The 13,052-nt window shown below is 49.9% G+C and carries 11 protein-coding genes and 2 pseudogenes; 11 read left to right on the top strand and 2 right to left on the bottom strand.

Translation table 11 applies throughout. The features are described 5' to 3' along the window. The first annotated feature begins 636 nt into the window (after positions 1-636). The 7 genes and pseudogenes from AC1TPC_RS20680 (at position 637) to AC1TPC_RS20650 (ending at position 6,712) form a co-directional block, all read left to right on the top strand. Entirely contained in the window at positions 637-834 is a 198-nt protein-coding gene (locus AC1TPC_RS20680; RefSeq protein WP_482068691.1) for a hypothetical protein, read from the top strand. Between the two features lie 81 nt (positions 835-915). Continuing rightward, entirely contained in the window at positions 916-2,646 is a 1,731-nt protein-coding gene (locus AC1TPC_RS20675; RefSeq protein WP_482068690.1) for an ABC transporter ATP-binding protein, read from the top strand. A 2-nt stretch (positions 2,647-2,648) separates the two neighbouring features. Beyond that, positions 2,649-4,388, top strand: a complete 1,740-nt coding sequence (locus AC1TPC_RS20670; protein WP_482068689.1) for an ABC transporter ATP-binding protein — start codon at positions 2,649-2,651, stop codon at positions 4,386-4,388. Between the two features lie 73 nt (positions 4,389-4,461). Then, positions 4,462-4,740, top strand: coding sequence for a hypothetical protein (locus tag AC1TPC_RS20665; protein WP_169087885.1), 279 nt, complete (start codon positions 4,462-4,464; stop codon positions 4,738-4,740). Positions 4,741-4,902: 162 nt separating this feature from the next. Continuing rightward, positions 4,903-5,220, top strand: a pseudogene (locus AC1TPC_RS20660) (ATP-binding cassette domain-containing protein); the annotation flags it as partial. A gap of 103 nt (positions 5,221-5,323) precedes the next feature. Continuing rightward, positions 5,324-5,766 (top strand): annotated as a pseudogene (locus AC1TPC_RS20655) (substrate-binding domain-containing protein); the annotation flags it as partial. A 79-nt stretch (positions 5,767-5,845) separates the two neighbouring features. After that, positions 5,846-6,712 (top strand): YitT family protein, encoded by an 867-nt coding sequence (locus tag AC1TPC_RS20650; protein WP_482068688.1) that lies wholly within the window; start codon positions 5,846-5,848, stop codon positions 6,710-6,712. Positions 6,713-6,771: 59 nt separating this feature from the next. Here the strand turns inward: AC1TPC_RS20650 and AC1TPC_RS20645 are convergent, their stop codons facing one another. Beyond that, positions 6,772-7,974: an SLC45 family MFS transporter gene (locus AC1TPC_RS20645; protein WP_482068687.1), complete on the bottom strand. Its 1,203-nt coding sequence runs from the start codon at positions 7,972-7,974 to the stop codon at positions 6,772-6,774. Positions 7,975-7,979: 5 nt separating this feature from the next. Next, entirely contained in the window at positions 7,980-8,717 is a 738-nt protein-coding gene (locus AC1TPC_RS20640; RefSeq protein ID WP_482068747.1) for a glycerophosphodiester phosphodiesterase, read from the bottom strand. Positions 8,718-8,955: 238 nt separating this feature from the next. On the opposite strand from AC1TPC_RS20640, the gene AC1TPC_RS20635 reads away from it, so the two are divergent. The 4 genes from AC1TPC_RS20635 to AC1TPC_RS20620 all read left to right on the top strand — a co-directional run bounded on the left by AC1TPC_RS20635 (position 8,956) and on the right by AC1TPC_RS20620 (position 12,804). Then, positions 8,956-9,294: a metal-sensitive transcriptional regulator gene (locus AC1TPC_RS20635; RefSeq protein WP_482068746.1), complete on the top strand. Its 339-nt coding sequence runs from the start codon at positions 8,956-8,958 to the stop codon at positions 9,292-9,294. A 17-nt stretch (positions 9,295-9,311) separates the two neighbouring features. Then, positions 9,312-9,512 carry a copper ion binding protein gene (locus tag AC1TPC_RS20630; protein WP_482068686.1) on the top strand — a complete coding sequence of 67 codons (201 nt, stop codon included), beginning with the start codon at positions 9,312-9,314 and terminating at the stop codon, positions 9,510-9,512. Positions 9,513-9,667: 155 nt separating this feature from the next. Continuing rightward, entirely contained in the window at positions 9,668-11,845 is a 2,178-nt protein-coding gene (locus AC1TPC_RS20625) for a heavy metal translocating P-type ATPase (protein WP_482068745.1), read from the top strand. Between the two features lie 5 nt (positions 11,846-11,850). Next, positions 11,851-12,804 (top strand): hypothetical protein, encoded by a 954-nt coding sequence (locus AC1TPC_RS20620; RefSeq protein ID WP_482068685.1) that lies wholly within the window; start codon positions 11,851-11,853, stop codon positions 12,802-12,804. Positions 12,805-13,052: the final 248 nt, after the last annotated feature.

Genomic DNA, 13,052 nt, shown 5'->3' with positions numbered 1-13,052 from the left:
ATGCAACAGAAACCTGACATGACAGCCGATTTGAACCGCTACGTTGCAGAAATGCATCAGAATCGGCTGATAATGAGCGGAGTGAGGCGTAAATGGCTGATTCTGTTGCAGTAAGTGCAGCGTAGCAGGCAATGCATTGCTAAAATAGATTTTCTGTTGCAGAGAGTGCAACGTAGGCGAGGCTCACCTTTCTCAAGCAGGGAGCTTTTGGGACAGCCTTATCGAATTGGCGTATCAGGAACGTCAAAAGGCAGCTGTAAGAACGCATATGCTCTTACAGCTAACAAATCAAGTGTGTTGGTGAGCCGTAAGCGCACATATGCGCTTATTGCATCGAATTGGCGTATCGGAAACGTCAAAAGGCAGCTTTTAGCACATATGTGCCAAATGAACGCGTCGCGACTCGATGCCAAGCCGCTTGCGCGTGTTGCCATTCATCCATACGCAAGTCTCAGAAGCAGGATCATCGCTTGCTACAATAGACTTCACATCAAAAGCTGTGCGTAACTGGCGGAGCATGGGGAACCATGAGGAAGCGCATAGAATCATTAGCGGTGAGCCTGGTCAAAGGTAAGGGGACATTCCCCTTGCCTTTTTAAGTTTTTCGACAACCGTTCGAAGGAGCTGGGGTAGAGGATGACGGAGAAACTCATTTTGGACGGAATACGTGTGGCAGATGCGATTAAAGAGCAGTTGAAGGCAAGAGTAGAGTCGCTTGGCGTTAAGGGGATCGTCCCTTGCTTAGCTACGAAAATGGTTATAGCCAGAAACGATACGCAATATTCATTTAATCCCATTTATTGGAGTATGGGACGAGACCTGCGGATGCTATAATTACATCAACAGGAGGGCGCTTGAAGAGCGGTCCTCTTTATTTGCGGTTCTCGCAAAATGCCAGTAGATTGAGGTGTCCTCGTGTTAAAGCTTGCTAGATTTCTGAAGAAATATTGGCTGTCCGCAATAATTGCGCCGCTTTTCATGCTGCTTGAGGTGTGCATGGATCTGCTGCAGCCGCGATTTATGGCAACCATAGTGAATGATGGGATCATGGCTGGAGATTTGGGAGCAATCGCAGCGACCGCGCCGAAAATGCTGATTGCAGCGATTATCGGCTTGCTTGCAGGTGTAGGCTGCACGGTTTTTGCGACGATAGCTTCCCAGAGCTTTGGTGCCGATCTGAGACAGGAGCTGTTTCAGAAAATTCAGTCGTTATCGCTAAAGTCGCTCGACCGATTCGGCTCAGGCTCCATTGTGACGAGGCTGACGGGCGATGTTACTCAAATTCAGGGCCTCGTGCTGCTAGTTCTCCGTGTCTTCGCCCGCGATACGTTTATTATAATCGGAAGCTTAACGATGGCCTTCATGATTAGTCCTCGCCTTTCGGTTATCCTGCTCGCAATGATTCCATTGCTCGCCGTTTTTCTAGTTATTACGACTCGGATTACCGTTCCTCTCTTCTCGAAAATGCAGCAGCGGCTCGATCAGGTGAATACCGTCATACAGGAAAATTTGTCCGGCATTCGCGTAGTCAAAGCGTTCGTTCGGTCCGATTACGAGGAAGGGCGATTTAATGAGGCGAATTCGAATTTGCTGCAAGCTAGTCTAAAAGCAGCCAAAATTGTTGCGCTCAATACGCCCCTCATGTCGATCATTCTTAATTTCAGCATCGTAGCTGCCTTATGGTACGGGGGAAAGCTCTCTGAGCAGGGCACTCTGTCAGTCGGCAGCTTGGCGGCATTTTTAACTTATATTACACAGCTGCTGTTCTCTACGTTGGGGCTTGGCAATCAATTGATGGCGATATCCCGTGCAAAAGCTTCGGCGGATCGCATCAATGAGGTGTTGGAGCAGCCGATCGATAAACTAGAAACGAAGCAGCAGCAATGCGTTCAACAGCCTATTCAAATACGCGAAGGGCGCATCTCCTTCGAGAACGTAAGCTTCAGTTATGACGGCAACAGCAAAAATGCCATTCTCCGCGACATCAGCTTTGCTGTAGAGCCTGGCGAGACGATAGGAATCGTAGGTGTTAACGGAGCTGGCAAATCGACGCTGGTCAGCCTCATTCCGCGCTTTTATGAGCCTACCGAGGGAGTTCTGCGTATCGATTCCCATCCGATCAACGAGATAGCTCCGCAGGAGCTGCATAGCCAGATCGGCATGGTGCTTCAGCAGGCGTATTTGTTCAGCGGCACCATTGCGGAAAATATTAGCTACGGCAAGCCGAACGCCAGCCAGCAAGAGATCGAATCAGCAGCCAAGGCGGCTGAGGCGCATGCGTTCATTATGAAGCTGGAGCATGGCTATAATACCGTACTCGGACAAAGAGGCGTCAATCTGTCGGGCGGGCAAAAGCAGCGTTTATCCATCGCACGTACGCTATTGCTGAAGCCGAAAATCGTCATTCTCGACGATTGTACAAGTGCAGTTGACCTGAACACCGACCTGCTCATCCGAAAATCGCTGCAAACGCTGATGAAGGACAGCACATGTCTCATTATTGGTCAGCGCATTGCGTCCGTTCAGCAGGCTGACCGCATTATCGTACTTGAGGATGGCCAAATAACGGCGATGGGCGCGCATCAGGAGCTGCTGCAGCAAAGCATGCTTTACAAACAGATTGCCTTATCCCAGCAAGGAGCTTAAGGATGAATCAAACGCTATCGACATTAAAAAAACTCGGCACTTATTTATTTCAACAGCGGGCAAGACTTATAACGGTCATCATCCTTACGATAGCTGCTGCCGGTCTCACGCTGGCGGGTCCTTATTTGCTTGGCACGGCGCTAGATGATTATATTATAGCCAAGCAATATGACGGTCTGCTGCAAATCTGCCTGCTTATGCTTGGCGTATATGCGGCAGGCAGCTTAGTTGGCTGGCTGCAAGCCTTTTTCTTAGCGGATGTATCGCAGCGGACGGTATGGAGCTTGCGCAACAACCTGTTCATTCATTTGCAAAAGCTGCCAATCCCGTTTTTCGCCAGCAAAAATCACGGAGAGCTGATGAGCCGCACGACGAACGACATCGATAATGTGACGAATACGTTGAATCAAAGCTCAATCCAGATCATATCGAGCGTCATTATGCTCATAGGCTCCTTCACGATGATGCTTCTCTTAAATGTCTGGCTCACGTTGGTCGCTCTCGTCGTCATTCCGCTCATTGTGTTCGTTTCCAAACGAATTGCAAAGATTACGAAGCGCCAATTCAAAGGCCAGCAGCAGGAGCTGGGAGGACTCAACAGCTTTATTGAAGAGACGGTATCCGGGCAAAAGGTCGTTGCTTTGTTCCATCAAGAGGAGAGGATGGCGGAGCGCTTCAGCGAGGCAAACGCGAAGCTGAAGAAGGTCGGAATCAAGGCTCAAATCTATTCCGGCACGATGGGTCCTTTTATGAACATGTTCGGTCATATCAGCTATCTGATCATTGCAGGCGTCGGCGGCTGGCTGGCCGTGCATGACCTTGCTACCGTGGGCGTTATTATAAGCTTTCTCGGTTATTCCAGGCAATTTAGTGGTCCGCTTAATGAAGTTGCCAATCAATACAACATGATCCAGTCCGGCATAGCAGGTGCGGAGCGGGTATTCGAAATGATGGAGGTTCCTTCGGAATACGAGGGGGCGGAGGCGGCATCGAAGGTAGAGTCGCTTGCGGGCAAGGTGGAATTCCGTGACGTAGGCTTTGAATATTCGGACGGCACAGCTGCGCTTAGAAATATTAGCTTTACGGCTAAGCCCGGCGAGACGATCGCTTTGGTAGGTCCGACAGGCGCGGGCAAGACGACGATCATTAATTTGATCGGACGTTTCTTCGAGATAAAGGACGGCCAAATTTTGATCGATGATGAAGATATTCGCGACATGGACAAAAACAGCCTCAGATGCCAGCTCGGCATCGTGCTGCAGGATGCCCATCTGTTCTCTGGCACCATCCGCGAGAACATACGCTATGGCAGGCTGGATGCAACGGACGAAGAGGTGGAGGCAGCTGCGGCACAAGCGAATGCGCACAGCTTCATTGCGAGGCTGCCCCAAGGCTACGACACGGAGCTGAATGCGGAAGGCGGAAATGTCAGCCATGGACAGCGTCAGCTTATTACGATCGCGCGCGCTATACTTGGAGATCCTGCCCTGCTCATCCTGGATGAGGCAACGAGCAGCGTCGATACGCTTGCCGAGCTTCAAATCCAAGAGGCGATGAAGAAGCTGATCAGCGGAAGAACGAGCTTCGTCATTGCCCATCGGCTAAGCACGATTCGCCATGCCGATACGATTCTTTTTATCAAGGACGGCGAGATCGCGGAGCGCGGAAGCCATGAGGAGCTGCTCGCGAGTAGAGGACTTTACTATCAGCTGCACGGGAACCAGTTTTTACAAAACGCTTAGCCTGCAGCGCTTAATAAGGTTGAGTAGAATGTGGTACAATGAGACAAGCGATGTGATTAGGAGATGACAAACGATGACTGAACAATTAAATGAGCAAGAGCTTGTGCAATACATTGCAAGCGAAACGAACGCGGATGAGCAGCTTATTAAGCTGGTTTTGAAGCATGAGCAAGCCTTCATCAACAATGCGAAGGAAGATAAGAATGGCGAGGTTGACATCGACAGCGACGAGCTGGTCGATTATATTCTTAGCCGTCCCGATGTCAAATCGAACGAGCTGGTCGTGGAATCGATTATGGACGCGGAAATGGATTACTTGATGGATAAAGGGCTTGCCGGATACGTAGATTAATGCAAAATAGACTCCTGCCAAGAAGGAAAACGGCAGGGGTCTTTTTTTGCCCAAAACCCGGCTATATCGTCAAATCGTCTACTTTTTTCAGGAGATTACTCCATATATTGCACGCCGGATTCATCATACAATGAGTTCACAAACCGATTAGGGGTGGGAGCAATGAGCCTGATTTTAGTGTCGATGGACGGCATCACGAAGCAGTTTCCCGGCGTAATGGCGCTTGACCAATGCCGCTTTGAGCTTTATGCGGGGGAAGTGCATGCGCTGGTCGGAGAGAACGGGGCCGGCAAATCGACGATGATGAAAATATTAACCGGTGTCTACAAAAAGGATGCCGGACGGATCGTTTATAAAGGCAAGGAAGTTGAAATCGCGAGTACGAGAGCGGCGCAAAATCTCGGCATCAGCATTATCCATCAAGAGCTTCAGCTCATGCCGGATCTCACGATCGCGCAAAATATTTTTATCGGACGCGAGCATGCGGTTCTAACGGCGGAAATATGGCGGCACTAAAGGCGAGAATAAACCGGCGGCAGCGGAAACCAACGATTCGAAAAACGGCGCAGCAGACAAGAAGCTTTATATTCCGGTCATCTCCAAGGGCTTGCAGCACCAGTTCTGGCAAGCGGTGAAGCAGGGCGCCGAGAAGGCAGCAGCAGAGCTGGATGTCGAGATTACGTTCGAAGGTCCTGAGACAGAAGCGCAGGTGGACAAACAAATCGAGATGCTGCAGGCTGCGCTCGATAAGAAGCCAAGCGCGATTGCATTCGCAGCTCTGGACAGCAAAGCTTCTACTCCGCTGCTTGAGAAAGCCAAAGCGAACAATATTCCCGTCGTTGACTTCGACTCCGGCGTAGACAGCGACATTCCTGTGACAACAGCGGCAACAAACAACATTGCGGCAGCGGCGCTGGCTGCGGACAAAATGGCGGAGCTGATCGGCGGCTCCGGCGAGGTTGCGCTTGTCGTCCATGACCAAACAAGTCGTACCGGCATCGATCGTGCCGCGACGGGTGTGTTAATCAAAAGTAGTTTTTTTGAAAAAAAGGTTCGTTTATGTTAAAGTTAAAGGATATACTCGTAATAAACGGAGGTTGAGCTGTTGGCAAAAACGCATAAGGGGTTATCATTTTTAGAGATACTGAAACGATTTATTTTTATTACAATTGGTTCGATCCTAATGGGTGTAGCCTTGGAATTGTTTCTTGTGCCGAACAACGTAATTGACGGAGGCATAGCGGGTATTTCGATCATGCTGGCGCACTTAACATCGCTGCCGCTCGGCGTATACTTGTTCATTGTGAACGTGCCTTTCCTCATTCTCGGCTATAAGCAAATCGGCAAAACGTTCGCGATCTCGACGCTGTACGGCATTATTGTCATGTCGGTTACGACTTCGCTGCTACATCATGTAGATGCATTCACCGAGGAGAAGCTGCTGGCCGTTTTGTTCGGCGGTCTTATTCTGGGAGCTGGCGTAGGCCTTGCCATTCGCTTTGGCGGCTCGCTTGACGGGGTGGAAATTGTATCGATTCTGATCTCGAAGAAGCTGCGTATGCCTGTCGGACAAATCATTATGATTTTCAACGTTATTATTTTTGTTATCGCGGGTTTTATATTCGAATGGGATTCAGCCATGTACTCGATGTTTACATACTATATTGCGATCAAATTGATCGATATCGTGGTGGAGGGTCTCGACGAATCGAAATCGGTTACGATTATTTCGTCCGAATTCGAAGAGGTATCGCAAGCGATCATTGACCGGCTTGGACGCACAACCACTTTGATTCAAGCGCGCGGCGGCTATTCGAAGGAAGATACGCAAATGATTTATTGCGTCGTATCTCGTCTTGAGCTGGCAAAGCTGAAGGCAATCGTGCAATCGATTGATGAGAATGCGTTTATTGCAATCGAGCATGTATCCGACGTTATGGGCGGCGGCTTCAGCAAAGGCAGCATTCACTAATGAGATAAAGAAAAATCCGGCACTCTCGTCTGTAGACGAAGGCGCCGGATTTTTTTGGATTAAAGGCTTGTTGTAGCATTAGACTCTGTGGTAGCTCTAGACAGTCCCTTATCCTTGACGCAGAGAAGGAACAGCAAAGCGATAACCATGCCTCCCGAGGAGAAGTAGAACAGCACCGAGTAGCCCAGCAAATCGATCAATCCTCCCAATAGCGGCGGCGAGGCAATGGCGGCGAGCGAGGAGATCAAATAATAGATGCCGGTACGCGTGCCGATGCTTTGCTCCTTCCCAAGCGAAACGATAAAGGGGTAGGAGTTGATATTGATCATCGCCCAGCAAATGCCGCCGAGGATAAGCAAGGTGCGAAGCGGCAGCAGCGCGTCCACAAATGAGATGGCGGCAAAAATGATAATAAGGCCAATGACGCCAAAAGAGATAATGAGCTTCTTGCCAAAGCGATTGCCTAATAGCCCGCTTGGAATGGCGGCTAGGACGAAAGCGAGCGAGAAGAAGGCAAGCGAGAACGATGACTGGCCTTCCGTTAGCTGCAAATGGTTTTTGCCATATAGAGTGAAGAAGGCTTCGACGCCCTGGTAGGATAGAAACCAGAAGAAGATTGCTCCCAGCAGGAAGATGGTAGGGCGGTTCCACTGTCCCTTGAATGATACTGCCGGATGCTGCTCAGCTGGCGTGTAGGCAATCGCATCTCGTTTCTCCTTAATAACATACACGAGTATGGCTAAACAGATGAGCGTCAACACGGATGCTGACAGAAACGGGAGCGAGGAATGCTTCTCATATAGGAATGAGCCGCCCGCAAAGGCGAGTATGGAGCCGATGCCGCCCATAAAGTTAATGATCCCATTCGCCTGCGTCCGCTTGCTGTCCTGCGTAATATCGGGCATAAGCGCGACGGTCGGAGATCGGTACAAGCTCATCGACAGGTTCATCAGCACCATAAACAAAACGAGCGTCAACAGGCTGGTATGCCAAGGGATGAGTGCTCCAAACAAGGCGGCCAGCGGCATTCCGATGATCAAATACGGCATTCTTTTGCCAAAACGGCTGTTCGTGCGGTCGCTGCGGCTTCCGATCCATGGCTGCAAAAACAAGGCGAAGTAGTTATCGATCGTCATCATGAACCCGATAAGCGCTGTGCTCGTCAAAAACTTTTCAAGGAAAAAAGGGACGAACGCATTATACAATGCCCACGTGATGCTGATGCTGAAAAAACCGAACCCGAGCAGCCATGTTTTTTTCATTACGCCTAAGCTCCTCTCTTCATCAGCAAATCTGCCAAACGATCAGGGAAGTCGGTAATGATACCGGCAACGCCTGCATCAAGAAGCCGTTCCATATCAGGTATATCGTTAATGGTAAAAGGATTATAGTCAATGCCTTGCTCGGACGCTTCGGCTACCCATTCTGGCAATACGGCATAATGGTAGGCATGCAGCGCGTCGGCTTGAAGTGATGCGGCGTAATCCCAAGGGCGATATAGACCCTCCATGTACAAAATGCCGGTGCGGATTTCCGGTGCCAGCTGCTTGCACAGCGCGAGCGAGTAATGATTAAAGCTGGATAGAATAATACGATCGGTCATATGATAAGCGCGAACCATCTCGATTACTTTTTGCTCGATATCTTTATATTGAATGTAATCGTTTTTGAGTTCGATATTGAGGATGGTATCGGTTGATTGCAATAGATCAAGCAGCTGCTCCAGTGCAGGAATTCGCTCATCTGCGAATTGTGGCGCGAACCAGCTTCCAGCATCCAAGTCAACAAGCTCCTCGTAATCGGTATCCTTTACTAGCTTGTTTAGTCCGGTCGTTCGTGCTAAGGATTCATCATGAATGATCACAATACGGCCGTCCTTCGTTAAATGAACATCGGTTTCGATGCCGGTAGCGCCTAGCTCAAGCGCTTTTTTGAATGCGCCAAGCGTATTTTCGGGACAATAGCCGCTGGCTCCGCGATGGGCATAATTAATAGTGGTTTTGATAACGATTCATCCTCTCTGTTTGGAAACGACCGCTCGCAGCTTTTGGCCAAGCAGCATCGTTGTTGCTATTTTACAGTTGATTATGTGGATCGTAGCATATTGCCTGTTAGATTTAAAGTGCCTTTACTGGAATAAAAAAACAAAATAAAAAAGCCTATTTACATACCCCTCGGGGGTATGATATATTGAATTCAGAAACAGATACCCCATGGAGGTATGTTGAATGAACAATCGCACAATGAACGAGGAGTCGAAAGAGCATTCTCATGCTTCAGATGATTGCTGCGATACGGCTGGTCCGCGCAAAAGTCATCACTCGGAGCAAATGAAAGACAATTTAACGAAGCGTCTCAACCGTATTGAAGGACAAATTAGAGGCGTGAAGGCGATGATCGAGAAGGATACGTACTGCGATGATGTGCTTAATCAGATCGCGGCTGCGCAATCCGCACTGAACAGCGTCGGCAAGCTTTTGCTTGAGGGCCATATGAAAAGCTGCATCATCGAACGCATTCAAGCGGGCGAAAGCGAAGTTATTGATGAATTGCTGGTTACCGTTAACAAATTAATGAAATAAGAGAGGGGAAAAATAAAATGGCAAACACAGTATTGAAGGTTGAGGGCATGACATGCGGACATTGCGTGAGCTCGGTTGAGAAAGCAGTTAGCCATGCAGGTGCGGTTGGCAAGGTTGATTTGGCGAATAAGAAAGTAACGGTTGAGTTCGATGAGTCAAAGGTAACGATTGAAGCTGTCAAAGCGGCAATTGAAGATCAAGGCTACGACGTTGTTTAAGTGAAGGGCAGTCGAGCAACAATGAGCATGTGAGCTATTCATGATGAGGCTTCGTAAGCCTCTCTTTTTTTACAATAAAATATACCCCGTGAGGGTATGTGGTCGGTAGGTGAGTAAGCGTGGATAAAGTGCAGACGACGATTCAAATTACTGGAATGACCTGTGCAGCCTGCGCCAACCGGATTGAGAAGGGCCTCAACCGGATGGAAAGCGTAGAGGCGAATGTGAATTTGGCATTAGAGCGTGCATCCGTCAGTTTTGATCCGCAAATGATGGATGAAGCTAAGCTTGAGAATAAAATTAAAGATTTAGGATACGGCACGATTAAGCTGGCCGATGACTCGGACGATAGCGCAGGCGATTACAAGAAGCGGGAAATCAGAATGCAGCAGCTTCGCCTTGGCGTTGCGATCCTCCTTTCCCTTCCGCTGCTGTGGGCGATGGCGGGACATTTCTCCTTTACCGACTTCATACCGGTGCCGGAATTGTTTATGAACGCATGGTTCCAGCTGGCATTAGCTGCTCCTGTTCAGTTCATCATTGGTTGGCCATTTTACGTGGGAGCGTTCAAAGCGCTGCGAAACGGATCGGCCAATATGGATGTGCTTGTAGCGCTCGGAACATCGGCCGCTTTCTTCTACAGTCTGTACGTGACGCTGCAGACTTTGAGCCAGTCGGGTCATGGAGCCCATGAGGTCGAGCTTTATTACGAAACGAGCGCCGTGCTGATTACATTGATTGTGCTTGGCAAACTGCTTGAAGCTTTAGCGAAAGGAAGATCATCCGAAGCGATCAAGACGCTCATGGGGCTGCAAGCTCAAACGGCTATCGTCATTCAGGACGGCTCTGAGCAGCGCGTAGCCATTGAGGAAGTCGTCGCAGGCGATGTGCTGATCGTGAAACCCGGTGAGAAAATTCCTGTTGACGGAATCGTGCTCGAAGGTACTTCAACGGTCGATGAATCGATGCTGACCGGAGAGAGCATGCCGGTGGAGAAGCGCCAAGGCGATAGGTTGATTGGCGCTACGATCAATAAAAACGGTGCCATGCGCATGCAAGCGGAAAAAGTCGGCAAGCAGACGGCGCTTGCGCAAATTATTAAAGTCGTGGAGGAAGCGCAGGGCTCGAAAGCGCCGATCCAGCGGGTGGCGGATCGGATTTCGGGCATATTCGTGCCGATCGTAACAGCTTTGGCACTCCTTGCCTTTTTGGTGTGGTATTTCTTCGTGGAGCCGGGAGACATTGGGAATGCTTTGGAGAAGGCGATTGCGGTTCTTGTCATTGCTTGTCCTTGTGCGCTTGGTCTTGCTACGCCTACATCGATAATGGCCGGTTCGGGCAGAGCGGCAGAGCTAGGCGTCTTGTTCAAGGGCGGAGAGCATTTGGAGAGCACGCATCATATTGATACGGTCGTGCTGGATAAAACCGGTACGGTTACAAAAGGCAAACCGGAGCTAACCGATGTTAGATCGGCTGCTGGCTTCGAGGAGGCAAAGCTGCTTAGCTGGGTTGGCGCGGCGGAGAGAAGCTCGGAGCATCCGGTTGCGGAAGCGCTCGTAGCCGGCATTGCGGCTCGCGGAATCGTCATGCCGAATGCTGAGTATTTTGAAGCGGTGCCTGGCTTTGGGATTGAAGCGCAGGTTGATGGTCAACAATTGCTAGTAGGCACTCGGAAGCTGATGGAGAAGCATGGCGTTGATATCATGGCTGTAGGGCAAGAACAGCAGCAACTGGAAACGGAAGGCAAGACCGTTATGCTCATTGCTGTTAATGGGACATATGCAGGCCTCGTTGCCGTAGCCGATACGGTAAAGGAAACGTCGGCGGCAGCTGTAGCCCGTCTGAAGGAAATGGGTCTAGAGGTCATTATGCTGACCGGCGACAATGAGCGCACGGCGAAGGCGATCGCAAGCCTCGTCGGGATAGACCGCGTGCTTGCCGAGGTGCTGCCGGAGCAGAAGGCGAAGGCCGTTCAAGAGCTGCAAGCAGAGGGAAGAAAGGTCGCCATGGTAGGCGACGGGATGAATGATGCGCCTGCGCTCGTAGCAGCCGATATCGGCATGGCGATTGGCGGAGGCACTGACGTAGCAATTGAAGCCGCGGACATAACGCTTATGCGCGGAGATTTGAACAGCATCGCCGATGCGATTCGGATGAGCAGAGTAACAATGGCCAATATCAAACAAAATTTGTTCTGGGCGCTCGCTTACAATGTGATAGGAATACCGATTGCCGCAGCCGGGTTTCTTGCTCCATGGCTGGCGGGAGCTGCGATGGCATTAAGCTCGGTATCCGTTGTACTGAATGCGCTTAGGCTGCAAAGGATGAGATGATCGATATGCTTAAGGAAACGGGACGGAAGACAAAATATCGCAAACGCTCCGCGGCAGCGGCTTTAATCGTGATAAGCTTGCTTGCCGCAGGCTGCGGCAGTGCATCGAAGAATGATCACACGGAGCATGCAGCTACGAATGGGAAGGAGCCAGCGGCGAACGAGCATAGAGGGCATGCTTCTAATGCGGCAACGAATGCTCCGGACGATGAAGCAGCGGAAAATCATAGCGAGCATGGCGGCAAGGCAGATGACGCAGACAGCTCTGGAACAGACGTGAAGCTGGAATGGCAGTATTCGCCGGCGGCACCAAAACCAGGCGAAGAGACAAAGATCGAGCTGCACCTATCTGATGCAGACGGAAAGTCGATCGAGAAATACGATGTCAATCACGAGAAGCTGATGCATCTTATCGTCGTTAGCGAGGATTTGTCGGAGTTCAGCCATATCCATCCCGAGTATATAGGGAAGGGGAAGTTTGAAGTGACAACCGCCTTCCCTAAAGGCGGCTCGTACAAGCTGTATGCGGACTTTATTCCGACAGGCTCTTCTCAGAAGACGGCAACGTCGCTCATCAAGGTAGATGGCAAGAAGCAGGCCGCGCAGCCGCTGGAAGCAGATGCAACGCTGGTGAAAGACGTAGACGGTGTTAGCGCCGCTTTGGGCATATCCTCCCTTAAGTCGGGGGAAGAGGTGGATATTACGTTTACGTTAAGCGATGAAAAAACGAAGAAGCCGATTACCGATTTGCAGCCTTACTTGGGAGCTATCGGACATGTCGTCATCTTGAGTGAGGATTTGACTCGCTATTTGCATGTTCATCCGAAGGAAGGCAATGAGAGCGGTCCGACAGCCGAGTTCTCGACAAGCTTTCCAGAGCCGGGCATGTATAAAATATGGGGCCAATTTCAGCGTGGAGACAAGTCGTTTATCGTTCCTTTTACGGTTGAGCTGAAGTGAGTATCCAGTGATGAAAAAGTGTTGAACGGCTGTAGTCAGTCCCGATGATATAGAATTCATCGGGATTTTTGGTATGTTGAGGATGAAGCTTTCCATTTCTTTTGCCCATTCTAGTCAATAATACTATTGAACCTGAATTTCGAAAGTCCATAGTAATGAGCCTTAATACACGATGTCATAGGGGACTACTTCCAAAAATGTAAGTGGAAATGATGAATCGACAGGTATTGCTAGATTTTAGCATACAC

Source organism: Paenibacillus sp. Y280 (assembly GCF_056786335.1).
This window is presented reverse-complemented; position numbering and strand designations above follow the sequence as displayed.

Coding starts and splice junctions, on each gene's coding strand:
- AC1TPC_RS20680 (WP_482068691.1), top strand. CDS start 637: ATGACGGAGAAACTCATTTTGGACGGAATACGTGTGGCAGATGCGATT.
- AC1TPC_RS20670 (WP_482068689.1), top strand. CDS start 2,649: ATGAATCAAACGCTATCGACATTAAAAAAACTCGGCACTTATTTATTT.
- AC1TPC_RS20665 (WP_169087885.1), top strand. CDS start 4,462: ATGACTGAACAATTAAATGAGCAAGAGCTTGTGCAATACATTGCAAGC.
- AC1TPC_RS20645 (WP_482068687.1), bottom strand. CDS start 7,974: ATGAAAAAAACATGGCTGCTCGGGTTCGGTTTTTTCAGCATCAGCATC.
- AC1TPC_RS20635 (WP_482068746.1), top strand. CDS start 8,956: ATGAACGAGGAGTCGAAAGAGCATTCTCATGCTTCAGATGATTGCTGC.
- AC1TPC_RS20630 (WP_482068686.1), top strand. CDS start 9,312: ATGGCAAACACAGTATTGAAGGTTGAGGGCATGACATGCGGACATTGC.
- AC1TPC_RS20625 (WP_482068745.1), top strand. CDS start 9,668: ATGACCTGTGCAGCCTGCGCCAACCGGATTGAGAAGGGCCTCAACCGG.
- AC1TPC_RS20620 (WP_482068685.1), top strand. CDS start 11,851: ATGCTTAAGGAAACGGGACGGAAGACAAAATATCGCAAACGCTCCGCG.